The following is a 22,620-nucleotide window of genomic DNA, read 5'->3' on the forward strand; positions in this document are numbered from 1 at the left end:
GAGAAGTGCCCCCCAAAGTGCTATTTTTAAGTGTTTACCACCGACACTTCCTTGAATGCATAGCGCCTCACTTCTCCGTTATCTGTTTTCAGAATCAGGTGTCCTGTGGGTTCTATTCCCAGGATACAAGCCTGGAAGACGCCTTGTTCATCCCGGTAAGGATGAAAGCCGTTACCGCGATACAGGGCTGCCATATAAGCACTCCGAATCTCTTCCTCCTTTTCCTGAAGCAGACCGAGGTAGCGGTCGTAAAGACGTTTCAGGAAACTGTTCAGGATTTCCTCCCGGTCATATTCCCGACCCGTTATCTGTACCAGTGAAACAGGGTTCAAAGCATCACTCAGAAACTCCCGCTGGTTTATATTAATACCGATGCCTATCACGGAACAATACAGGGAATGCCCCGTCAAGTCGTTCTCAATCAGCATGCCGCATATCTTTTGGTCATGCCAGTAAATGTCGTTCGGCCATTTCACCGTTATACCGTCCACATAAGCATCAAGCGTTTCCTTTACACTCAGTGCAGCTATCTGGGAGATTAAGAACTGGCGGTTAGCCGGAAGAAAATCCGGATACAGGATAATGCTAAACATCAGATTCTTTCCCGGTTCCGACTCCCAGGTGTTACCGACCTGGCCTCGTCCGGCTGTCTGATATTCTGTAACAACGATACTCCCTTCCGGTAAGGATTCTTTCCCTACCAGTCCGCGGAGATAATTATTTGTAGAGGTTGTTTCTTCGAGCCGGATAATACGCGGCTGTTCATTTTCTTCATTCATCGTATGCTTCTCTTATTTTCTTCGGTAGTTTGGCTATTACCTCACGATAGGAATGACGAATCCAGTGGCGGATATCGTCGTCGGACATGTCGCGTTCCAGATAAACTCCGTTCCAGTATTTCTTATTGAAATGATAAGCTCCTTCGACTGCTGCATAACGGTCGCGCAACTCTTCCGTATAATCCGGATTACATTTCAAAGCCAAATACGGTTCCTCTCCATCCAGAGGCAAAAGGGCAAACATCTTGTTCTCCACTTTAAAGACGAGCGAGACATCATCGAAAGGAAAACATTCGGTAACGTTTTTCAACGACAAACAATATTCACGGGCTTCTTCTATATTCATACGTTTTCTCAGTTTTCTATTTTATCGGGACGGAGCGTAGAAAGCATCGTCTATATGCTCGATCCGGAAACCATCCTTCTCTTTTACCAGGGTGATGATGTCGAAACGGACCGGCAAATCCAGGTTAAAATAACGGACATAGGCATCTGCCGCCGCTACAATACGCCTGATCTTTTTATTATCGACAGCTTCTTCGGGCGAAAGGAGATAATCTTCCGAGCGGGTTTTCACCTCTACGACAACCAGATCCTTCCCCTTGACGGCAACAATATCCAGTTCGTAATGATGCCATCTCCAGTTGGTATGCAAAATCGTGTAGCCCTGACGGATCAGATAATCGCGTGCCCTTGCTTCACCATCCCTGCCTAAATCGTTTTGTTCAGCCATCTTATTAATTTGCACAAATATACTGTTTTTCTTTTTTATTTGGGCTTTCACTTGTACATTTGCACAATATGGCATTAAAACGGAAATATTCACCACCCCAACCCAATCGCCCGAGGGTGCATAAGGTTACTTTTATGCTCAACGATGAAGAGCAGAAGGCTGTCGACCGCTATCTTGCCAGATATAATATCGAAAACAAATCCCGCTGGTACCGGGAAACAATCCTTTCACATATACTCAAGACACTGGAAGAGGATTATCCTACCCTCTTCAAAGAAACAGAAATGAGAAGATGAATCCATTTAACGACGAATATTTTATGAAACAGGCGTTGGTGGAAGCACGTGCTGCCGCCGACGAAGGAGAAGTGCCCGTAGGGGCCGTTGTTGTATGTAACAATCAGATTATTGCCCGTGCCCATAACCAGACAGAGCGGCTGAACGACCCGACCGCCCATGCGGAAATGCTAGCCATAACGGCAGCCGTAGGCGTACTGGGTGCCAAGTACCTGACTAATTGCAGTCTTTATGTAACGGTAGAACCCTGTATCATGTGTGCCGGCGCCATCGGATGGTCCCAACTCAGCACCATTGTATATGGGGCAAGCGACGAGAAAAGAGGCTTTCAGCAATATGCGCCGAAGGCTTTCCATCCCAAAGCGATAGTAAAAAAGGGAGTAATGGAGAAAGAGTGTGCGGAAGAGATGCAGAAATTCTTTAAGTCACGCAGATAAAGCAATCATCAACAAGATTAGCTCCTAAATAATACAATACTGCAAGCAGAAAGCCTCCCAATTTCAACTGGGTAGTGACACTACCCAATTCATATCCTTCTTTTTTAACTCAGCTATATTTTCGTGTTATTGATCAAAAGCTTACTACTTTACTTCTTCGAAATCGACATATTCGCCTTCGTCCTTAGTAAAGATCTTTTTGCGATTGGCGGCCGCATAATCTTCCTCAGCGGTATTATGCGACTGACGTTGTCCACCGGAGTAACTACTTGTCTGACGACGCTGTTCCCCTTTCTTTGCATTGCTGCTTCCGCTACCAAACAACATATTCTTAAATGTACGCAGGATAGAGAAACCCATCAGGAAGACTAACAGGATGAAGAAGAAAAACATTACAAACAAAAACTTAAACATAATATTATTCGTTACTTAGTTGGTTTATAAGAGAAACACATAGACCAGACCTCTTGTTTACTGCCTTTTGTTAAAAATAGACAAGAGGATATAGAGAAGAATTGTTCCCGCTATACCAAGCATACCGAAAAAGGCAACGAACAGGACTGCGCAACCCACTAATATATAGCGTCTTTCATTACCTTTCCATGCAACCGACTTGATCTTTAACGAGAACATAGGGATCTCAGACACAAGCAATAAGGAGGTAGCCAACGCTACCACCAGCGTAACCACTATAAATAAGACATTATTCGCCTGGCTCAAAGGAGACAATGAATATCCGACCGAAGCCCAGAATAACGCATGTGCCGGAACCGGCATACCGATAAATGAAGTTGTCTGCCGCTCATCAATATTGAATTTGGCAAGACGCAAACCGGAGAAAGCAGGAATCACAAAAGCCAGATAAGGAATATAACGTCCTATCTCGCCTAAAGGAAGGCTTGCCTGTCCCAGCATCGAGAATACGATCATACCGGGTGCCACTCCGAAACTCACCATATCCGACAATGAGTCCAACTCTTTTCCCATCGGAGAATAAGCCTTCAGCAAACGGGCGGCAAAGCCGTCGAGAAAATCGAACACGGCAGCAATGATGATCCATATGGCAGCCCATAAATAATTATCCTGCAAAGCCATCACAGTGGCGATGCATCCTGATACAAGACTCAGACAAGTGATTGTATTGGGGATATGCTTTCTTATATTCATTCTTTCGTATATTTTCCGGATTCTATTCGCACGGGCATTTGCTTAACCGTGCAATCGGTGTCTGGTTACCGGTCACCTTCTGATCCATCTCAATCAAGACTTCGGTTCCCACCGGCAAATAAACATCTACACGCGACCCGAATTTGATAAAACCCATCTGTTCATCCACGTGACATTTCTCTCCGACCTTGGCATACGTAACAATACGCCGGGCAAGTGCTCCCGCAATCTGACGTGCCAGTACATCCACCCCGTTCTTAGTCGTGATAACAACGGCTGAACGTTCGTTTTCAGTACTGCTCTTCGGCAAATAGGCCGCCATGAACCGTCCGTTATTATGAGAGACATGTTTCACGGTACCGTTTACCGGAAACCAGTTGGCATGTACGTTAAACACGGACATAAAGATAGATATCTGCAAACATTTCCGGTGAAGGATCTCATTTTCCATCACTTCCTCGATTGCTACGATCGTACCGTCGGCCGGTGCAATCACCAGACCTTCAGAGTCGTAAGGGAAACGACGAAACGGACTGCGGAAGAAATTCAGGATCAGCAGGAAAAGAATAGTCGAAACTGTCGCAACAGAATAGAACAGCACTCCCTTACCTACGGTATGGTATAATGCGACATTTACGACAAATAAAACCGTAAATAACGTAAGTAGCAGGCCTGTTCCTTCTTTATGTACTTTCATCCTTCTTCTTAAACTGCGTTTTTATTACAATTTGCAAAAGTATTCATTTTTACGGAATAACAAAACAAATAAGATGACAAATCGGTTGACTGCGGACAGATGCGAAGCCGGACTGTCAACCGGGAGTCATCAACTATCTACAGATTCGATAGTTCCCAGTTCCACATACCACAGGTAACCCTCTACCTTTTCATATCCCATCTGCCGGATCAGTTTCATATAATTCTTCACCTGGTTATGATATCTCTTATCCTGTATTTCACCGAATTTATAGTCGATCACCACGACTTTATCTTCCGATATCATAACCCGGTCGGGACGTTTGGACAATCCTTTTCCGAAAAGGATATCGACTTCATTCAGCACACGGGCCGTCCCGTCATACCAAGGATGTACTTCCGGCATTTCCAGCAATTCTTCCAGCCGGACAACCAGCGACTCTGCTTCATCCTTATTAATGACACCGGCCAAACGATAGCCTTCAACGGCTGCGGGGATATCCTTTTGTGTCCGTATCTGACTGAGCACCTCGTGCATCAGGGCACCGTGTTTACGACGGGCATTATCAAAGAAAAAGCCTTTGCCATGCAGACGAAGCTGTAAACGGTCGTCGGGAGAAATAGAGTTGATACGAGCCATCGCGATCTCCTCGGGACTCTGTCCATCCTGCTTGGCTGCCGCGGGATGCCACCAACTACCCAGTTCAAAGATCCCTTCTTTCGTATCAAAAGAAGAAGGCAATGAAACAAGCGTGTCTCCTTCCCGGGTATCCTTCACCTCCAGATACAAGCCTGCCCATAAAGCATCGGCCATGGAAGAGATCTTTTCAACTTCGCCGGTCTCTTCCTTTATCTTTTTCGGACGGGGAGCAAAAACGATCAGTTCGTCTTTGGAGCGGGTGAAAGCGACATATAATGTATTCAGATTATCAATGAAAGCATGCAATCGCTCACGGAAATAGTCTTCCGCAAAAATGGTATTCCCCAGCGACTGGCTATAGCGGACAGGAACCAGATGCAGCCGGTTGAACGGTTTGGTTTCCGGTTTACACCACAGGATAACCGGTTTGCTGGGCTTATGGTCTATCTCCCAGTCACCGAACGGGATAATGACGACCTTGAATCCGAGTCCTTTCGACTTATGGACGGTAAGGATACGGATGGCATTCTGCGCATCCGGGGTAGCGATTGTTTTACGGTATCCCGTCTCATCCCACCATTTCAGGAAGCGAGTCAGATCGGCACTTTCTTTTTGGGTATACTCCGATACCATATCGAGAAACGCCTGAACGAAGACCTGTTCGTTATTCTGAAATTCTCCGGAGAAAAGACGGAAAAGTCCTTCTGATATTTCATACAGCGACTGGCGGGAAAGAGTCTGCAACTCCGATGCAATCTCCGGCGGAAAAGCCAGGCCGGAAACGGTTACGGAATATGCCTCCGAGAGATTCTCGTCTTTCGTCGCTCCCTGTAAAATCCGGTAAGAGTACAAGGCTGTCTGTTCATTGATTTTATCTTCCGGATTTCTCAGATACCGCAACAGGGCAACCATAAAACGAACTGCCGGCGATCCGCTGACAAACAGGGCGTCGTCGGAGATTATGTCGTAATGATAACGGTCGGAAGGGTTTGCCTCCTTATAGGAAAGCAGCTTTTCAGCCACCATCGCCCCTTCCATATTGGTACGGACCAAAATGGCGATATCCTTCAGGACATAACCGTTATCCTGTAATTGTTCCACCACACCGGGCAGACGGTTCAGGGCTTCTTCTTTCCAGTCTTTATCTTCATCACCGGCAAGAAATTCTATTTTGACATGGCCGTCTTTCTGTTTGAACGGCGGCGGAACCTGTTGATAACTTTTCGTATAAGCCGACATGATCTTTGTCAGATAGGCGGCACGCTGTTCTTCACTCAGCGAAGAGGTCAGCAGGCTTTCGTTATATACGCTTTGCAAGACACCGGGGATAGCGGTAAAGAACGTATTATTAAATTCAACGATATTCCGGCAGCTGCGCCAGTTTTCCTTCAATGTTTCTTCCCGTACTTCTTCCTGCGAGAAATCGGTTTGCACCTGTTCATCCAGCAATTTCCAGTCGGAGTTGCGGAAGCGGTAGATACTTTGTTTTACGTCTCCCACAATCAGATTGGCCCGGTCGTGTGCCAGGCTTTCTTTGATCAGCGGACGGAAGTTGTTCCATTGCATGCCGCTGGTGTCCTGAAATTCATCAATCATATAATGATCGACGTGCGTACCGGTCTTTTCATAGATGAACGGGGCATCGCTGCCTCCGATCACTTTATTCAGCAGCTCGGTCGTATCGGCAATCAGCATGACATTCTTTTCCTCCCGATAGGAGGCGATCTGGCGGGAAACGTCGGTCAGGATACCCAGCGTATAATAATAACGTACGATTTCACGAGCCGTATTATAAGCGGTCAGATTAGAGAACAGGGCGATGATACGTTTGATACAATCATTCAGACCGTCTTCAAAAACACAACCGATGACCTGACGCATTCCTATCGGAGTTGTTTTGGTAAAACAGCCTTCCAGATTATCGGCTAGGCCGATAAAGGTGGCTGTCGGCTCTTTCATCTCACCTTTCGCCAGACGGTCCAGCAGGGTAAGCGGAGAACGGCTTCCTCCCTTAAAATCGGTTGTACGGATGGCATATTTATTGAGTAAGGCAAGACCGCTCTCGCCCAATCGCTTCGCTTCGGCTTCTACCGAACGGATAATACCAAAGAGTTCATTTTTATAGTTTTCGAGTGCTTCCTTATCCTCGATATCTTTGGCCACTTCTTCACTGGATGCCTTGTAGCTTTCCTTAAAAACTTCACGGCTCAGGGACATGATATCTTTACGGAGGTTCCATTCGCCTCCATTCTCTATCTTATCTTCGGCGAAACGAAGCAGCCAGCCTAACAGTTCCTTGCTTTCCGGCTTTTCAAGGTCAGCCAGCAGGTTATCGACAGCTGAAGTGAGCACCAGCTCCTGGTCCATTTCAATGCCATAGCCACCCTGCAAACCTATTTCACGGGTAAAAGCACGCATAGTCTGCTGGAAGAAACGGTCGATGGTGCTGATATTGAATGCAGAATAATCGTGCAGGATATCGGTTAATATCTTTTTTGCCTGTTTACGGACTTGTTCCTCGGTCAGTACATAGGTAGCCCGCAAAGATTCCACATAATCAGACTTACGACCGGAAGAGAGGTTGTAAAGTTCCTCCACAATACGGCTTTTCATCTCATCGGTAGCCTTATTGGTAAACGTCACCGCCAGGATACGGCGATAGGCTCCCGTCCCGCCAAACAGCAAGGTCAGATATTCACCGGTCAGCTTATGGGTTTTTCCGGCTCCCGCCGAAGCTCTGTAAACAGTCAGCATAGTTTTAATTATTAATGAGAGGTTTTAATATTGAATCTCCTCAAATAATCCGGCTCTTTACATAGCCTTCCTTTTGGAGGATTTCGAGTACTTTCTGACGCAAATCTCCCTGTACGATGATTTCTCCGTCCTTAGCGGAACCGCCTACCCCGCATTTTACCTTCAGGAATTTACCTAAAGCCTCCATATCCTCTGTCGTACCACGGAATCCGGTCACCAATGTAACGGCTTTACCACCCCGGTTCCGCTTGTCCAGCGAGATACGCAATTGTTGTTTCTCTTTGGGAAGTGTATCTTCTTCTACCTCATTCCCTGTATTATATTGAAAATCCGGATTGGTGGAATACATCACCCCCAAACGGTCTTTCCAGTCATTATTCTTCATAATTCATTACATTTTATTTGGTTCAAAACTACAAATTAACAGCGGGATAAGCAAAAGAACGGAGAATAATACATATCTTTGCTTGAAACAGACTGATTTTCATAACTATTTTAATTATCACACTAGTTCGTATGAAAAGACTTTTTTTCATATTATCCCTTATACTACTGATTGATCGTTCCATGTATGCCCTGCCGGACGATAAGGACGATTATATTTTAGTTATCCATTCCATCAACTTTAACGAAGTATGGACGCAAGGTATTTACGAAGCAATCAATAAGACTTTTACCCAGGAACATATAACAGTGCTTGGCGAGGAGTTATCTATCCCTGCTATAAAAGATACGACAGATGTAAATGAGAAACTGGAAATATTACGTAATAAATACCCCACCCCTCCCAAAGTCGTTGTTTGCATAGGCGATCCGGCCTGGTTGCTGTGCCGTCCCCTTTTCGATAATGAATGGAAAAATGTACCTTCCATCATCTGCCATTCGCAGGAACTGGTCCCGATAAAAATAGAATATTTACTGAAAAGAGACCTGGAAACTATCGAACATATGGCTCTTACGGAAGATGAGATAAAAGGATACAATACAACCAGACTGATCCAGCCCCTTTTCGTAAAAGAGACCATTGAAACAATAAAGAAGCTACAGCCTGAACTGAAAAAAATAATCTTTATTTGCGACAACCGCTACATTAGTTTATATACCAAACAGGAGCTTTCAAAAACAATACAGGCAAATTATCCCGAGTTAAAACTGGAAGTGTTGTCCACTCCAGCCCTCTCTACCGAAAATCTGTTGGACAGCTTAAGTATATATGACCAGAAAGCAGGTATCATCTATTACTCCTGGTTTGTCTTCAAGAGCTCCAAAGAGAATCATTACCTGATCGATAACATGCAAAAGATGACCAACAGTTTTTCCCTGCCACCAGTCTATCTTCTGGCAGACCTGAACATCGAGACTGGTAATTTTGCCGGGGGACATTATATCTCGGAAAATGATTTCAGCGAATCTGTTATTACCACCGTCCGGTTAATATGGCAAGGAACTGCAGCCCGGGATATCCAAACCCATATCGGAGGGGAACCGCACACCTATCTCAATTACCAGCATCTGCTCAATCACGGCATCGAACCGTCCCGCTTTCCACCCAACGCCATTTATTATCAGCAGCCACCGACATTCTTTCAGAAATATAAAATACATCTGTTCAGTGCATTTGCAATCATTATCCTGCTGGCAACAATTGCCGTCCTGCGCTTCCGGCTTTATATCCAAAAACTGAAACAGGAAGACGAACGTCGCGAAAAGGAAAAAGCGGAAGAGGCTAACCGGCTGAAATCTGCGTTTCTGGCAAACATGAGCCACGAAATACGCACTCCGCTCAATGCCATCGTCGGCTTCTCCAACCTGATCGCCCATTCGGAAAGTCCAGAAGACACTGCCGAATTCTGTAATATCATCGAAACCAATAACGAGCTATTGCTCCAACTGGTCAACGACATACTGGATTTATCAAAGATAGAGGCCGGTCAATTGGATTTTACCTTCTCCAACATCAATGTTTCTTCGTTATTCACCACACTGGCACAGACATTCAAAAGCCGGACAAAAGAAGAAGTAACACTGGAATGTTCAACCCCCGTACATCCCTGTTTTATCTATTCGGAAAAGACACGCCTGACACAGGTCATAACCAATTTTCTGACCAATGCCTGCAAATTCACTTTCAGAGGAACTATAAGAATAGGATATGAAGAAATAGAAGGCGGCCTGCGTTTCTATGTTTCCGACACCGGCAAAGGTATTTCCAAAGAAAACCTTCCGCACGTGTTCGAACGTTTTGCCAAATTTGACAATTTCATACAAGGTACAGGACTGGGATTATCTATCTGCCTGACAATTGTAAAACGTCTGAACGGAGAGATCGGAGTCGAATCGGAAGAGGGGAAAGGAAGTACCTTCTGGTTCACCATCCCCTGCGAAGTTCATCATAAAGACATTATCATTTCTGAATCAAGACAGTAGCATAAGCGGCTATCCCTTCCTGGCGTCCGGTGAAGCCCAGCTTTTCCGTGGTAGTCGCTTTGATGGATATATCCTCTGCATCTACTCCCATCACTTCGGCCAATGTCTGTTTCATCAGCGGGATATGCGGATTCAATTTCGGTTTTTCAGCTGCGATCGTTGCATCTATATTACCTAACGTATAGCCGGCATCACGAAGCAACTCCATTGTTTCATAGAGTAAAACTTTACTGTCAATACCTTCATACTCTTCAGCCGTATCAGGGAAATGATAACCGATATCACGCATATTGGCAGCCCCCAGCAAAGCATCACAAATGGCATGTATCAACACATCCGCATCGCTATGCCCTTGCAACCCCATTGAATGTTCGATTCGAATCCCTCCTAACCATAACTCACGGTCAGCGACAAACGCATGCACATCATAGCCGAAACCAACCCGTATCTTCATAATTTTCAGTTCTTAATATTCAATCTTCAATTATCTGAACAGGTTCTTTATCCCGTCCATATCAAACGACAGTGTGAAACGGAGTGTCTGGTCCAACGGGTTACTCTGAACGGTACTTACCAGATAGGCTGCATCCAACTGGAATACACTCATGCGGAAACCGGCTCCGACTGAGAAATACTGACGGTTACCCTTATTGGCATTCTCATAAAAATAACCTCCACGAAGAAAAAACTGCTCGTTATAACTATACTCGGCACCGATCGAGACCATCACTTCCTGCAATTCACCTTTGAAACCGTCAGGCGAATCACCGAAAGATTTGAAGATACCGGAGATACCGGATACATTATTATATTCTTCTTTTTTCTTATCGTATTCGGCTTTCTCTTCATCCGTATACCCTTCCTGCAAATAAGGCAGACTCGGAACCAGATACTTACTCAAATCCAGATACAAACCGATCCGGTTATAATCATCGATCGGATACAGCAAACCGGTACCCAGACGAAGTGTTGTCGGAATAAATTCATTATGCTCTCCCCCGTCATAAGAGATTTTAGTACCAATATTAGACACATTGAAACCGAAACTCCACAAACATTCACTGTTACCCAGAATCACATATTTCTCCAGATAACCCGCAATATCCGCAGCAAAGGCATTACCGGGCACGCGGCTTTCATCAGCCGGGTCGGTTCCCATATCCGAACGGATATAACGCATGGCCACAGCCATCGAAAAAGATTCAGACAATTTACGGCTATAACTTACATCGAAAGCCATTTCATACGGACTAACGGAATAATTACCTGTCGACTCTCCGGTAATAGGATTATAGGGTACATCTCCCAACGAGAAATAACGCAAGGAAGCACCGACAGCCTGCAAATCGCTATCTCCGATTTTATAGTAACCGGACAGATTCGCCAAAGCCACATCATTGACCAACTTACGCAACCAGGGAGTATATGATAAAGAAACGCCTGCCTTACTATACATAAACGCATATTTAGCAGGGTTCCAATATTGAGAGTTTATATCGGGAGTAGTCGACGCCCCGTTATCACCCATACCACCACCACGTGCATCAGGTGCAATTGATAGCGAAGGCACTGCAGTATTAACCGGAGCAAATGTATTTTTCTTCTGAGCCCACACGGATAATACAGCCAAAAGGCTGAATACTACTATAAATGTACTGATTCTTAATTCTTTTATCATACTATATCTGTTAAAAACGCGGTAAATAAAATTTACCCTACCAACATATAAACTGATTTTATATTACTTTATTGTGCGAGGATTATTAATTTCTTTGCGTCTGTTGCCTCTTTGGAGCCACTCGAGCTGATCGCCGCACGATAAATATACACCCCGGGACGAAGGCGTCCTCCCCGGTTATTCGTCAGATCCCAGGTTACCGTATAGGACTTGAACAGTTCGGAAGCGCCGGTCTCCTGATGCTTCCATTGCAGACGCCCCATCATATCGTACACCATGATACCGACTGTCAACTGGCTTTCCGGACGATTATGGAACAAATGGAACTCCACCTGTTCACGTGCCGGACTGGGCGATGCCGTCAACTCCAACAGATAAGGCTTCAATCCCTCGACTACCTCAAATTCAAATTCATATGTCGTCGAATTGTTCTGTATATCCCAGACTTTAAACTCTGCGGTATGGATTCCCGGCGTTAAGGCAGGGATCAGGTATTTCGCGATCCCTTCTCCGTCACTTCCCGGAATCAGTTCATAATAACTGTTCAGATTAAAGCTGAACGAAGGATCGCCGTCGATAATCAGCATCATATCATGACCGATGCTGCTACCCGTTATATTCACGCCACTCTTATCCCAAAGACGCGCCACAAAGAACGGGGTTGTATTGACCTGGTCGCCACTGACGAATGTCGAATCGTTCAGGTATAAAGCACGGATTTCAGGACCATCATAATCGTCTTCCGCGTTATCATCGGTTCCCCCGACCCGATAATTCAGATAAGCACCCTGTGCCTCCAGATTATTTGTCTCATCCGATGCGTAGAGATTCATCTTACCGAACTCATTCGAATAAGAAATATCCTTCGGCACAGTAAACGTGAAACTGAACTTTCCGGCACGGACTGAATCATTGCCGATAAAAAGTATATTCGAATAATCTGTATATTTGAATTTCGTTCCGGTCTTATTATTATCCAATGTCTCATAAGATAGGCGGCTGTCCATGACGGTCGGGTTCAGCAGACCATTAAAGCCGGTTGCAATATTTCCTCCCGGATCCAATACTTCACCTTCCACCGTTATCTTCTGCAATGCTTTAAAATCGATCGGTTCGTCCGTTACCGGATTCCCGTTTATAGCAGTCACCCGCATCCGGTACTCCGGATAAGCCAGCTTTAATGCGGGATCGCCGATCAAAGCGAATCCCAACTTATAGCGGCTGGAACCCAATGCCTGTTTGGTCGCTTTCATCACCTCACCCAACGTTAGCCGGCGTCCGTTCTTTTTCTCGAACAAGTTACGGATCAAGTTGTCATTAATAGAAAAGTTAGGACTGGAATAAGCCACACGAGTCGTAGTAAACAAACCGATGCCACCACTTACCTTATTCAGGAATACCTGCTCGCCGGCAGAAGTAACCGGAGCATCAAAACGGCAGAAGTCACAAGTCGCCGTAATCCACACAGGCAGACGGGTATAAGTAGACTTCGTTATATCACTTTCTGTCAATACCTTTTCATCACTCCAGGATACAGTATTACCATGACCTGTATAATTGATCAGCAACAATCCGTTCTTAAGCTGTTTCTGAAGATTCGTCTTTACATCGGGATAGGTACTTAAACCTCCGGAAAAGTCCTTTTTATAAGAATCAAAATAAATCTTATTTACCATGAACTCCGGATGACTGGTATTTATATATTCGCCCAGATCATCAGCCTGTTGAGCATGCTGTATCATGTAACCGTCCGCATTACTTCCGTCATCTGCGACAAAGCAGACGTTATTCTTCCACGATCCGGTCTCTTTATTATCCATATAGTTGATAACCTTATCCACCATATCGGTCGCCTCAGTCAATGTCCGGACAGGGAAACGTCCGATACCGATATCCACTCTGGCTGACACTAACCCCTTTCCGTTATTGCTGTCATCCAGAAAACCGAAATAGTCATCTACCACATATGATTTATCATCCAAAGATTCCTCAGTCTGATAAGTCAGCAGCATATTGTTCTTTGCCACATTCTGCCAACTTGAAGTAATGAAGCGATTGTCAAATGCCCCGTCACCGAAAAGAAGCAGATATTTGGGAGCATCGGCCTCCGAAGTCTGCCGGTCATAAAACATCTTCATAAAACGACGGTAGGCTGTCGCATCCGGGGTTCCACTGGAAAATTCATTATAAATAGCATCCGGAGAAACGACCTGGACAGTCAACCCGTCGCGGGTACGATGTGCTTCGGCCAGACGTTCTGCCTGCGAAGCCAAACCTGACTGGGCGATAATAACCATATCTGTCTGCGGCAAAGCATGCAAATCCTGATTCGCCACATCGCCTATCACTTCGGGGGACGGCAATGTCTGGTTTCGCTGCACCAGGGCAAATTCCCTCAACGTTCCTGCCGGAATAGAGAAAGACAATTCGCTTCCGCTCAATTCCGTTTCCATCCGTTTCGGGTTCAACTTATCGGTCACATCAAAGACCAACGTATTCGCATTCGCATTCTGAATAACGAAACGGGAAGCGTTATTTACCGAAGCCAGGCTACGGAAAAAAGTACAGGCGCCATAGGGTTGCAGTTCACGTTTCATCTGCAAACGGATAAAGTCCAGATGTACGTTCTTATGCCCTAACTGTCCGTATCTTACATTTACTTTTACATTTGTACTTTTGTCGCCTTTCCAATCGACGACCTCATATACCGAACGTGCCATAGTATACGTTTCACTACCACCCGTACTGCTATAAGAGATACTCCTTTCCAACACTTTGTTTCCATCCACGCTCATGGTCACACTTCCGTTACCACTTGTCGGCTTGGCGATAAAACGCAACGTTACCTTACCGTCATCATTGGTTATACCGGTTATACCGTTAAATGAAAAATCCCTTGAAAGGGTCATATCCATCGCTTCTCCAAAAAGCTCACGTCCTGAATTATTAACGGAAACAAGGTCTTTTTCATGCAGAAGATAATCATCATAAGTTGTCACTTTCAAAGAAGCACCGGCAGCAGACGCCACAGATTCCATTTCTTTTGTACCCGTCGCATCCGTCAGGAAGTAATAACCGTAATTGGAATAGGGGTTATTGGTATGAATAAAACTTCCCGTACTTTTATCATAATCCCATTTGATAACCCCGCAACCATAGAATAGCAGATAATCGTCACCACGCCAGACCGGCACGGCAGGAACATCATCGATATAAGGAGTCGAGAAATCTTCATCCAACATACAACCGCCATACCCATGTACGGAAACCTTGGCAGGATCAGAGAACCCCATTCCACGCAGGTCGGCATATGTCAGTTTATAAAATCCTCTGTCTTCAACCTGTACCTTCACCCATTTGCCGGACGACAATGCGGAACTGGCTGCATATTTGCTACCATCCGCCCAGGCAGAAGTAAAAAAGCAGATACTTATTATTAATGTATATAGTACTCGTAGCATAGTCATTCATTTCCCGTTATCTCACGTGGAAATCCAAAAGCTTCCGCTCGCCGATATAGCCCTGCAAATGATCATCGATCTTAACCGGTCCTACACCCACCGGCGTACCTGTAAAAATCAAATCTCCTATCTTCAGGGTAAAGAAACGGCTCACATAAGCGATAATCTTGTCTACCGGAAAAAGCATATCCGAGGTATTTCCCTCCTGCACTTTCTGACCGTTTATATCCAGATGGAACGGGATACGGTTGATATCCCCTACTCTGTCCAATGGCACAAACGCCCCGATAACAGCCGAATTATCAAATGCTTTACTGATCTCCCAGGGTAATCCTTTCGCACGCAACTCTCTTTGCAGATCACGGGCGGTAAAATCAATACCGACTGTTACTTCATTATAGTAACGATGCGCAAAACGTTCGGCGATGTTCTTACCCAGCCGGTCTATCTTCACGACAATCTCCGTTTCATAATGTATCTCCGATGAAAAATCGGGAATGAAAAACGGTTTTCCATCCTTCAACAGGGAGGAATCGGATTTCATAAAGATAGTAGGCTCCGATAATTCTAACGAATGATGCAGCTCTTTATTGTGTTCTGCATAATTCATTCCTACTGCTATAATCTTCATTTCAGTGATTAATTGAGTTCAAGCGATTAAACATGACAGCCAGATGGGCATACATGGAAGTGTTCTGTACCACAATATGTTCCGGGACACGGATACGGAACGGGGTAAAATTCCATAAGGCTTTGATTCCTCCGGCAATGATCTGTTCGGTCACCTCCTGCGCTTTATCGACAGGCACGGTAATAACACCGATCGTCGCCCCGAATTCTTTCTGCTTGGCAGGAAAATCATCCAAATGAAATACAGGAATGCCATTGACAACCGCTCCGGCCAGTTCCTTGCGGACATCAAATCCGGCAACGATCTCCAGACCGTACTGATTCAACCCGGTGTCCTGCAATAAAGCAGCTCCCAGGCTACCAACACCAAATAAAAAGGCCTTGTGCTGCGCGGTAAAACCTAAAAAATCCTCCAACACATCCACAAGGGCACAAATATCATAGCCTACCCTGGTTTTCCCCGAAATATTTACAAACGAAAGATCTTTCGCCACCTGGCTGGGATCTACATTAATTTCTTTAGCAATCTGGGTAGATGATACAAACGTCTCTCCCTTACCTTTCATCAGTTTCAGAAAAGCAAGATACCAGGGCAATCTCCGGAGTGTCGGCTCCGGAATTTTCCAGGCTTGTTTCAAGTCATCATTAGCCATTATTTTGTACTTTATTAATGTAGCTCACAAAAGTACAATTTTTTTCTTTCCTTTTTAGTTTATAGCCGATTTTATATGTTTGGACATTACCGCATCCAATGAGCCTACATAATAAAAAGGAACATTGATCAAATGGATTGATTTTCAGACACAAATATACTGATTTGTTTCAAAACATAGGCAAAGGCACTCGCTTTTTGTTTCAAAACATAGGCAAAACACTTCACTTTTTGTTCCAAAATATAGGCAAAAAGGCTGCATACTCCAAAACGGGAATGCAGCCTTTCGTATAAAGGGTAGATTTTCGTACTTAGATTCTTTCCAACGTAGCGACAATGAAGTCCCACACTTTTTGCACTGTCGCGATGTTCACCCTTTCATCCGGTGAGTGTGGGTGCTCCAGATCCGGACCGATAGAAATCATATCCATTGTAGGATAAGATTCCTGGATGATGCCGCATTCCAGTCCGGCATGCATGACCTTTACCGAAGGTTTCTTTCCGAACAATTCCTCGTATGTCTGCTGCATTACGTTCAGAATCGGAGAATTGATGTTCGGCTGCCATCCGCCATAAGAACCGCCGTATTCCACCTTAGCTCCTGCCAAAGCAAATATACTTTCCAGGCTTGAACAAACAGAGGCCTTACGGCTCTCCGATGAACTGCGGACCAATATCTTTATTTCAATCAATTCATTGGATGACTTGACGATGGCCAGGTTGGAAGAAGATTCCACCGTTCCGGGGAAATCACTCAACATGCTGATCACACCATTCTGGCAACCTTCGATCGCATTGATAATATCATCCTGAATCTCTTCCGGAATCAGTGTGCCGGGCAGATCAGTCATATCGGCAACAAAGCTGATATTATTCTCAATGCCTTTATATTCCTCCCGGAACATATCTTGATAATCGCTCACCAGCTCCCATAAAGCCTCCACATTATCACCGGGAATGGTAACAACGGCAAATGCCTCACGCGGAATCGCATTACGCAACGAACCGCCTTCGATAGATGACAAACGAGCCCCATAGTCGCAAACGGCCTCTTTCAGGAAACGGAACATTAATTTATTGGCATTGGCACGTCCCAAATGGATATCCACACCCGAGTGACCGCCTTTCAATCCTGTCAGGCTCAGCTTTACAGCCACATCACCTTCAGGAATATAAGTATCTTCTTTAAACTGGATCGAAATATTCAGGTCTGCACCGCCGGCACAACCGACAAACAATTCGCCTTCTTCTTCCGAATCGCAGTTAATCAATGTTTCTCCTTTCAGGAAACCGGGCTTCAAACCGAAAGCGCCATCCATTCCTTCTTCTTCATCGATCGTGAAAAGAGCTTCTATCGGTCCGTGCTTGATAGTCGTATCAGAAAGCACTGCCATAGCCAACGAAGCACCGATGCCATTGTCGGCACCCAATGTCGTTTCACGGGCTGTTACCCAGTCGCCATCTATATAAGCATCAATCGGGTCAGTCAGAAAATCATGTTTCACAGAAGAATTTTTCTGGGGAACCATATCCAGGTGAGATTGCAGGATTACTGTTTTGCGGCCTTCCATTCCGGGAGTGGCCGGTTTACGGATCAGAACGTTTCCTGCTCCATCCCGCAAAGTTTCCAATCCCAATCCTTTTCCAAAAGCTTCTACAAAACGAGTGACTGCTTCCATGTGTCCTGTCGGACGGGGGATTTGTGTGAGGTCATAGAAATAACCCCAGACATGCTGCGGGGAAAGATTCTTGATTTCTGCTGACATAGACTTAATGTTTAATTTTAAAAACTCTTATTTTATACATATAGTATCTATTCTGAAACAACGGCGGGTGTCTCTTTGTTCGTAAGCGGCAGAGCCACAATGCCGAACAGGCCGCACAACACCGTCCATACCGTCTGCACCGTATGAACCACCAGGGCAAAAGCGGCAGCATCATTTTCGTTGACACCAAAGCAGACCAGCGTAGCGATCACCATGAAATGCCAGGCACCTATTCCCGCCTGTACAGGGACGGCAACCCCGATGCTACTCATGGTAAAAGCAATCAGTCCGACCGTTATTCCCAGATCACGGGTAAAGTCGAATGCATAGAACGTTATATAGAAATAACAGAAATAGCCACCCCATATCATCAATGTCTGTGCCACGAAACGTCCTTTCTGCTTCAGCAGCCAGATGCTCTTCATTCCGTCCCATACATTCAGCAACAACGCCTTTGCTTTCTGCACCAGCGTAAAGTTACTCATATATTTGAAAACAAACCAAATTCCGACCACTAAAATTACTGCACCGACGTAAATCCATATCGAATCGAACATTTTCTGGAAACCTTCCAGCAGCGCGGGGTTCTTCGCAAAGAAGCTGACAAAGAAGTCGAAATTGAAAATAAAAATCAACAAAGTAATCAATCCCACTACGATCGTATCGCTCACACGGTCGATCAGCAAGGTTCCCAGCAACTTGGTAAACGGGATCTTATCATACTTGGTGATAATACCGCAACGCCAGACTTCGCCGACACGCGGCAGCACCATATTCACGGCATAGTTTCCCAGCACGGCATAAATGATATTACTCATTTTAAAGCGCTCGCCCAATGAGGAAATCAACAACCCCCAACGCAATCCGCGAACCACATTGGCAAACAGGCCGAACAGTAAAGAAACCAATATGATATCATATCTTACCCCCTCACGGATGACACGCCATATCTCGGTGACATCCATATGACTATATAAAAACCAAAGCAGCAAACAGCCAAAAGCTAAGGGTAAAAATATCTTGACAAACGTTTGTAGGATACTCTTAAAATTCATTCTACGTAGGATACTTTAAATTATTTGTTGTATTTTTGTGCACCCGCAAAGATAAGCATTATATTTTAATACGAACATTTTACACCAAAGAACTGGATGAGATTAGTTAAGCCAAAGAAAGCATTAGGACAGCATTTCCTGAAGGATTTACAAATCGCTCAGCGTATTGCCGATACGTTGTCGGACTACAAAGATTTACCGGTTCTGGAGATCGGTCCCGGCATGGGAGTGCTTACCCAATACCTGCTGGAAGCGGGCCATGACCTGACCGTGGTGGAACTGGATATGGAATCGGTAGATTACCTGGAACAAAACTTTCCGGCGCTCGAAGGGCGTATCCTGGCAGAAGATTTCCTGCGGCTGGACCTTTCCAAACTTTTCCCCGGCCAGTTCTGTGTGATCGGGAATTATCCTTACAATATTTCCAGCCAGATATTCTTTAAAGTCCTCGATTTTAAGGAACACGTGCCCTGCTGTTCGGGGATGATCCAGAAAGAAGTGGCCGAACGTCTGGCAGCCGGACCGGGCAGCAAGACCTACGGTATCCTCAGCGTCCTGTTGCAAGCCTGGTATACGGTAGAATATCTCTTTACTGTCAGTGAATTCGTATTCGACCCGCCTCCAAAAGTGAAAAGCGCAGTCATCCGCATGGTACGGAACGACCGGAAAGAGCTGGGATGCGACGAGAAATTATTCAAAACGGTAGTCAAGACCTCTTTCAACCAACGTCGTAAGACACTCCGGAACTCGATGAAACCACTGCTGGGAAAGGATTGTCCGGACTACGCACTGCCGGTTTTCGACAAACGGCCCGAGCAGCTCTCGGTTGAACAGTTCGTCGAACTGACACTAATTGCAGACCGGTGGCTGAAGCAGACGGGGACTATACAGAAGGAATAAAAACGGGGTTACAAACAACATGACCTATGATTGAACTGACGAAAGACTATATCGACAACCTGAAAAGTATCATCGCAGAAAAAGATGATGCCAAAGCACAGGCTTTACTTCACGATTTATATCCGGCAGATATTGCCGAACTATACCAGGAGTTGAATCTTGGGGAAGCAATCTATCTGTATTTGCTGATGGACGGCGACAAAGCCGCCGACGTCCTGATGGAACTGGATGAAGAGGACCGCCATAAATTACTGAAAGAACTACCCAACGAACTGATCGCCAAACGCTTCGTCGACAATATGGAAACCGACGACGCGGTAGACCTGATGCGTGAGTTGGACGAAGATACACAGGAAGAGATCCTTTCGCACATTGAAGACGTTGAACAGGCCGGCGACATCGTCGACCTGCTGAAATATGATGAAGATACCGCCGGTGGTTTGATGGGTACGGAAATGATCGTGGTCAACGAGAACTGGAGTATGCCTCAATGTATCGATGAAATGCGCAAGCAGGCGGAAGATATGGACGAAATCTATTATGTATATGTCATAGACGACGACGAACGGCTGAAAGGCGTACTTCCCCTACAGCGACTGATCACCAACCCGTCCGTCTCGAAGATCAAGCATGTCATGAAGAAAGAGCCGATCTCGGTCCGCGAAAGCGACAGTATCGAAGAGGTTGCCGAAACGATCGAAAAGTATGACCTGGTAGCCTTGCCGGTAGTAGACAGTATCGGTCGCCTGGTCGGGCGCATCACCATCGACGACGTAATGGATGAAGTCCGCGAACAGCACGAACGTGATTACCAGTTGGCATCCGGTATCTCGCAGGACGTGGAAACTTCGGATAATGTATTTACACAGACGGCCGCCCGCCTCCCCTGGTTGCTGATCGGTATGATCGGCGGACTGGCAAACTCAGTTATCCTCGGGGGGTTCGAAGGTAATCTGGCGAGTAATCCCAAAATGGCCTTGTTTATTCCCCTGATCGGCGGAACGGGAGGGAATGTCGGCATACAGTCGTCCGCCATCGTGGTACAGGGTCTGGCCAACAACTCATTGAAACAGGATAACATTCTTCCGCAGATATTAAAGGAAGGGATTGTTTCGTTGATCAATGCCAGCATCATCAGTCTGGTCGTATTCATATATAACTTCTTTATGCTGGGCGACAAAGGGATAACGGCTTCCGTCTCCCTGAGCTTGTTTGCCGTCGTTATGTTCGCCAGTATCTTCGGTACGCTTGTCCCGATGACGCTCGACCGCCTGAAGATCGATCCGGCATTGGCAACCGGACCGTTTATTACCATCACGAACGACATTATCGGGATGATGATTTATATGTTCATCTCTTCCGCATTGACATAAGGGGCGGTTCGGTAGGGGCGGTTCGCGAACCGCCCCTACGGGGATCATCCTTGTTTCTTTCTTCCCAACAGGAATCCCAGTAGATCCATAATAAATTGCAGGATCGTTTTCACCTTGTTTGTCTTCTCGCTCATACGCTGTCATTATTAAGATTATACACTATGGGAACCAGCGACTGTGCAATGCTCTCCAACATCTTGCAATAGGCCGCCCGGTTATCCCCGTTCACTTCACTGATATACCTGCTGTAAGCAATCTCACGGGCATACGCCCGGGGATAATGACTCACAGCTGCCGCCTGCTTATAGACCGTCGCTATCAGGCGGGCAAAATCCAGGAAACTGTTTTCAGGACTGTCGTAACGGCGAAACAGCAGACCGTCCGGCTTATCCAGATCAGTCTTGCCGCCATGCCAGTAAGCATTGGCAACACCATACCCCGTCAGTCCGAAAAAGTTATTGTAGCAGGTAGCCAGGGAACTCTCTCCCCAGCCGGTTTCGATAGCAGACTGAGCCAGGATCACTACCGGGTTCAATCCGTACAACTCACCCGCCATACGTGCGGCGGGGAGGTACTTACGGGTAAATGAATACTTATCCATACACAAAGGTTACAGAGATCATTCAATTTCAGGACGATCACTTCCACCGTCCGGTGTGGCAGGTTTCGATTCTTCGAGCTTGAAACGCTCGCTCTTGGCCGTCAGGATCAACTCACGCAACTTAGGACCGGGACGGAAGCGAAGGCGGGCGCGATACAACATATTCGAAGAGAACTCCTCAGCAGTCACACTCCCCGAACTGGTCTGCAACAGCTGGAAAGTACCCAGCTCGCCACACTGCACCACCTCCCCGCGGGCCAGGAACAGGAGCAGGAATTTGATCACACGGTCTATCACCACCTTCACATCACCGCTCGAAGCAGTGGAACTCTCTGCCACGATTTCGCACAACTCATCGAAGGAACACGTCCCCGTCGCCCGGGTCTGCGCATAGTAGAGTTTCTCTTTCCCCACCTCTACATTTTTACTAAGGTTCTTCCTCTGAACCAAATGAAACTGTAATGCCATACTTTATTCTTTTTAGTTGATTATTAATTACATATCAAAGATACGGCAAGCGCCTACCCACTTTGTAGACAGCGGTGACGTGGTGTGACGAAACGACATTTTATTTC

22 protein-coding genes are annotated in these 22,620 nt (G+C 45.8%); 5 read left to right on the top strand and 17 right to left on the bottom strand.

What is annotated here, in order from left to right; all coding sequences use genetic code 11:
* Positions 1-26: 26 nt before the first annotated feature.
* The 3 genes from C825_RS26760 to C825_RS26770 are packed head-to-tail and all read right to left on the bottom strand — an operon-like array spanning position 27 to position 1,512.
* Complete coding sequence (locus C825_RS26760) at positions 27-779, bottom strand: biotin--[acetyl-CoA-carboxylase] ligase (RefSeq protein ID WP_010800822.1); 753 nt, start codon at positions 777-779, stop codon at positions 27-29.
* Positions 772-1,125 (bottom strand): MmcQ/YjbR family DNA-binding protein, encoded by a 354-nt coding sequence (locus C825_RS26765; RefSeq protein WP_009859948.1) that lies wholly within the window; start codon positions 1,123-1,125, stop codon positions 772-774. The genes C825_RS26760 and C825_RS26765 overlap by 8 nt, the downstream gene beginning before the upstream one ends.
* Positions 1,126-1,146: 21 nt before the next feature.
* On the bottom strand, positions 1,147-1,512 hold the full coding sequence (locus C825_RS26770; protein ID WP_010800823.1) for a YraN family protein: 366 nt from the start codon (positions 1,510-1,512) through the stop codon (positions 1,147-1,149).
* Between the two features lie 68 nt (positions 1,513-1,580).
* Here C825_RS26770 and C825_RS26775 point away from each other — a divergent pair, with 68 nt between their 5' ends.
* Together C825_RS26775 and C825_RS26780 are read left to right on the top strand one after the other, a co-directional pair.
* Positions 1,581-1,808 carry a hypothetical protein gene (locus tag C825_RS26775; protein WP_009859950.1) on the top strand — a complete coding sequence of 76 codons (228 nt, stop codon included), beginning with the start codon at positions 1,581-1,583 and terminating at the stop codon, positions 1,806-1,808.
* Complete coding sequence (locus C825_RS26780; RefSeq protein WP_044215086.1) at positions 1,805-2,245, top strand: nucleoside deaminase; 441 nt, start codon at positions 1,805-1,807, stop codon at positions 2,243-2,245. Before C825_RS26775 ends, C825_RS26780 begins: the two co-directional genes overlap by 4 nt.
* Positions 2,246-2,389: 144 nt before the next feature.
* On the opposite strand, the gene C825_RS26785 is transcribed toward C825_RS26780, so the two are convergent.
* From C825_RS26785 to C825_RS26805, 5 genes are all read right to left on the bottom strand, one after another.
* Positions 2,390-2,659, bottom strand: coding sequence for a DUF4834 family protein (locus C825_RS26785; protein WP_009859952.1), 270 nt, complete (start codon positions 2,657-2,659; stop codon positions 2,390-2,392).
* 57 nt (positions 2,660-2,716) lie between these two features.
* Complete coding sequence (gene pssA, locus C825_RS26790; protein ID WP_009859953.1) at positions 2,717-3,412, bottom strand: CDP-diacylglycerol--serine O-phosphatidyltransferase; 696 nt, start codon at positions 3,410-3,412, stop codon at positions 2,717-2,719.
* Between the two features lie 22 nt (positions 3,413-3,434).
* On the bottom strand, positions 3,435-4,109 hold the full coding sequence (locus C825_RS26795; protein WP_009859954.1) for a phosphatidylserine decarboxylase family protein: 675 nt from the start codon (positions 4,107-4,109) through the stop codon (positions 3,435-3,437).
* Between the two features lie 129 nt (positions 4,110-4,238).
* On the bottom strand, positions 4,239-7,502 hold the full coding sequence (locus C825_RS26800) for a UvrD-helicase domain-containing protein (protein WP_010800825.1): 3,264 nt from the start codon (positions 7,500-7,502) through the stop codon (positions 4,239-4,241).
* A 40-nt stretch (positions 7,503-7,542) separates the two neighbouring features.
* Complete coding sequence (locus tag C825_RS26805) at positions 7,543-7,887, bottom strand: translation initiation factor (protein ID WP_010800826.1); 345 nt, start codon at positions 7,885-7,887, stop codon at positions 7,543-7,545.
* Positions 7,888-8,018: 131 nt separating this feature from the next.
* On the opposite strand from C825_RS26805, the gene C825_RS26810 reads away from it, so the two are divergent.
* Entirely contained in the window at positions 8,019-9,929 is a 1,911-nt protein-coding gene (locus C825_RS26810) for a sensor histidine kinase (RefSeq protein WP_010800827.1), read from the top strand.
* Here C825_RS26810 and ispF read toward each other — a convergent pair.
* The 7 genes from ispF to C825_RS26845 all read right to left on the bottom strand — a co-directional run bounded on the left by ispF (position 9,907) and on the right by C825_RS26845 (position 19,171).
* Positions 9,907-10,383 (bottom strand): 2-C-methyl-D-erythritol 2,4-cyclodiphosphate synthase, encoded by a 477-nt coding sequence (gene ispF / locus C825_RS26815; RefSeq protein WP_009859958.1) that lies wholly within the window; start codon positions 10,381-10,383, stop codon positions 9,907-9,909. The two genes, C825_RS26810 and ispF, sit on opposite strands and share 23 nt — an antisense overlap.
* A 30-nt stretch (positions 10,384-10,413) precedes the next feature.
* Positions 10,414-11,607: a type IX secretion system outer membrane channel protein PorV gene (gene porV / locus C825_RS26820; RefSeq protein ID WP_010800828.1), complete on the bottom strand. Its 1,194-nt coding sequence runs from the start codon at positions 11,605-11,607 to the stop codon at positions 10,414-10,416.
* Positions 11,608-11,675: 68 nt separating this feature from the next.
* Complete coding sequence (porU, locus tag C825_RS26825; RefSeq protein WP_044215085.1) at positions 11,676-15,068, bottom strand: type IX secretion system sortase PorU; 3,393 nt, start codon at positions 15,066-15,068, stop codon at positions 11,676-11,678.
* Positions 15,069-15,084: 16 nt separating this feature from the next.
* Positions 15,085-15,699: a fumarylacetoacetate hydrolase family protein gene (locus C825_RS26830; protein ID WP_009859961.1), complete on the bottom strand. Its 615-nt coding sequence runs from the start codon at positions 15,697-15,699 to the stop codon at positions 15,085-15,087.
* Between the two features lies 1 nt (position 15,700).
* Entirely contained in the window at positions 15,701-16,351 is a 651-nt protein-coding gene (locus C825_RS26835; RefSeq protein WP_010800830.1) for a redox-sensing transcriptional repressor Rex, read from the bottom strand.
* A 310-nt stretch (positions 16,352-16,661) separates the two neighbouring features.
* Complete coding sequence (locus C825_RS26840; RefSeq protein ID WP_010800831.1) at positions 16,662-18,116, bottom strand: aminoacyl-histidine dipeptidase; 1,455 nt, start codon at positions 18,114-18,116, stop codon at positions 16,662-16,664.
* Positions 18,117-18,163: 47 nt separating this feature from the next.
* Positions 18,164-19,171, bottom strand: coding sequence for a lysylphosphatidylglycerol synthase transmembrane domain-containing protein (locus C825_RS26845; RefSeq protein ID WP_010800832.1), 1,008 nt, complete (start codon positions 19,169-19,171; stop codon positions 18,164-18,166).
* Between the two features lie 96 nt (positions 19,172-19,267).
* Between C825_RS26845 and rsmA the strand changes: the two genes are divergently transcribed.
* Together rsmA and mgtE are read left to right on the top strand one after the other, a co-directional pair.
* A complete protein-coding gene (gene rsmA, locus C825_RS26850; RefSeq protein WP_010800833.1) occupies positions 19,268-20,071 on the top strand; it encodes a 16S rRNA (adenine(1518)-N(6)/adenine(1519)-N(6))-dimethyltransferase RsmA in 804 nt (267 codons plus the stop codon).
* Positions 20,072-20,097: 26 nt separating this feature from the next.
* The gene (gene mgtE, locus C825_RS26855) at positions 20,098-21,444 is read left to right on the top strand and encodes a magnesium transporter (RefSeq protein WP_010800834.1); all 1,347 of its coding nucleotides are present in this window, start codon (positions 20,098-20,100) and stop codon (positions 21,442-21,444) included.
* A gap of 130 nt (positions 21,445-21,574) precedes the next feature.
* Here the strand turns inward: mgtE and C825_RS26860 are convergent, their stop codons facing one another.
* A complete protein-coding gene (locus tag C825_RS26860; protein WP_009859968.1) occupies positions 21,575-22,045 on the bottom strand; it encodes a glucosaminidase domain-containing protein in 471 nt (156 codons plus the stop codon).
* A gap of 18 nt (positions 22,046-22,063) precedes the next feature.
* The gene (locus C825_RS26865; RefSeq protein ID WP_009859969.1) at positions 22,064-22,513 is read right to left on the bottom strand and encodes an HU family DNA-binding protein; all 450 of its coding nucleotides are present in this window, start codon (positions 22,511-22,513) and stop codon (positions 22,064-22,066) included.
* Positions 22,514-22,620 lie beyond the last annotated feature (107 nt).

The sequence above is a fragment of the Parabacteroides sp. ASF519 genome, from assembly GCF_000364265.2.
Lineage (GTDB): Bacteria > Bacteroidota > Bacteroidia > Bacteroidales > Tannerellaceae > Parabacteroides > Parabacteroides goldsteinii.

What these genes read in the sequence shown, in the direction of transcription:
- C825_RS26760 (WP_010800822.1), bottom strand. Translation starts at nt 779, where the DNA reads ATGAATGAAGAAAATGAACAGCCGCGTATTATCCGGCTCGAAGAAACA.
- C825_RS26765 (WP_009859948.1), bottom strand. Translation starts at nt 1,125, where the DNA reads ATGAATATAGAAGAAGCCCGTGAATATTGTTTGTCGTTGAAAAACGTT.
- C825_RS26770 (WP_010800823.1), bottom strand. Translation starts at nt 1,512, where the DNA reads ATGGCTGAACAAAACGATTTAGGCAGGGATGGTGAAGCAAGGGCACGC.
- C825_RS26775 (WP_009859950.1), top strand. Translation starts at nt 1,581, where the DNA reads ATGGCATTAAAACGGAAATATTCACCACCCCAACCCAATCGCCCGAGG.
- C825_RS26780 (WP_044215086.1), top strand. Translation starts at nt 1,805, where the DNA reads ATGAATCCATTTAACGACGAATATTTTATGAAACAGGCGTTGGTGGAA.
- C825_RS26785 (WP_009859952.1), bottom strand. Translation starts at nt 2,659, where the DNA reads ATGTTTAAGTTTTTGTTTGTAATGTTTTTCTTCTTCATCCTGTTAGTC.
- pssA (WP_009859953.1), bottom strand. Translation starts at nt 3,412, where the DNA reads ATGAATATAAGAAAGCATATCCCCAATACAATCACTTGTCTGAGTCTT.
- C825_RS26795 (WP_009859954.1), bottom strand. Translation starts at nt 4,109, where the DNA reads ATGAAAGTACATAAAGAAGGAACAGGCCTGCTACTTACGTTATTTACG.
- C825_RS26800 (WP_010800825.1), bottom strand. Translation starts at nt 7,502, where the DNA reads ATGCTGACTGTTTACAGAGCTTCGGCGGGAGCCGGAAAAACCCATAAG.
- C825_RS26805 (WP_010800826.1), bottom strand. Translation starts at nt 7,887, where the DNA reads ATGAAGAATAATGACTGGAAAGACCGTTTGGGGGTGATGTATTCCACC.
- C825_RS26810 (WP_010800827.1), top strand. Translation starts at nt 8,019, where the DNA reads ATGAAAAGACTTTTTTTCATATTATCCCTTATACTACTGATTGATCGT.
- ispF (WP_009859958.1), bottom strand. Translation starts at nt 10,383, where the DNA reads ATGAAGATACGGGTTGGTTTCGGCTATGATGTGCATGCGTTTGTCGCT.
- porV (WP_010800828.1), bottom strand. Translation starts at nt 11,607, where the DNA reads ATGATAAAAGAATTAAGAATCAGTACATTTATAGTAGTATTCAGCCTT.
- porU (WP_044215085.1), bottom strand. Translation starts at nt 15,068, where the DNA reads ATGCTACGAGTACTATATACATTAATAATAAGTATCTGCTTTTTTACT.
- C825_RS26830 (WP_009859961.1), bottom strand. Translation starts at nt 15,699, where the DNA reads ATGAAGATTATAGCAGTAGGAATGAATTATGCAGAACACAATAAAGAG.
- C825_RS26835 (WP_010800830.1), bottom strand. Translation starts at nt 16,351, where the DNA reads ATGGCTAATGATGACTTGAAACAAGCCTGGAAAATTCCGGAGCCGACA.
- C825_RS26840 (WP_010800831.1), bottom strand. Translation starts at nt 18,116, where the DNA reads ATGTCAGCAGAAATCAAGAATCTTTCCCCGCAGCATGTCTGGGGTTAT.
- C825_RS26845 (WP_010800832.1), bottom strand. Translation starts at nt 19,171, where the DNA reads ATGAATTTTAAGAGTATCCTACAAACGTTTGTCAAGATATTTTTACCC.
- rsmA (WP_010800833.1), top strand. Translation starts at nt 19,268, where the DNA reads ATGAGATTAGTTAAGCCAAAGAAAGCATTAGGACAGCATTTCCTGAAG.
- mgtE (WP_010800834.1), top strand. Translation starts at nt 20,098, where the DNA reads ATGATTGAACTGACGAAAGACTATATCGACAACCTGAAAAGTATCATC.
- C825_RS26860 (WP_009859968.1), bottom strand. Translation starts at nt 22,045, where the DNA reads ATGGATAAGTATTCATTTACCCGTAAGTACCTCCCCGCCGCACGTATG.
- C825_RS26865 (WP_009859969.1), bottom strand. Translation starts at nt 22,513, where the DNA reads ATGGCATTACAGTTTCATTTGGTTCAGAGGAAGAACCTTAGTAAAAAT.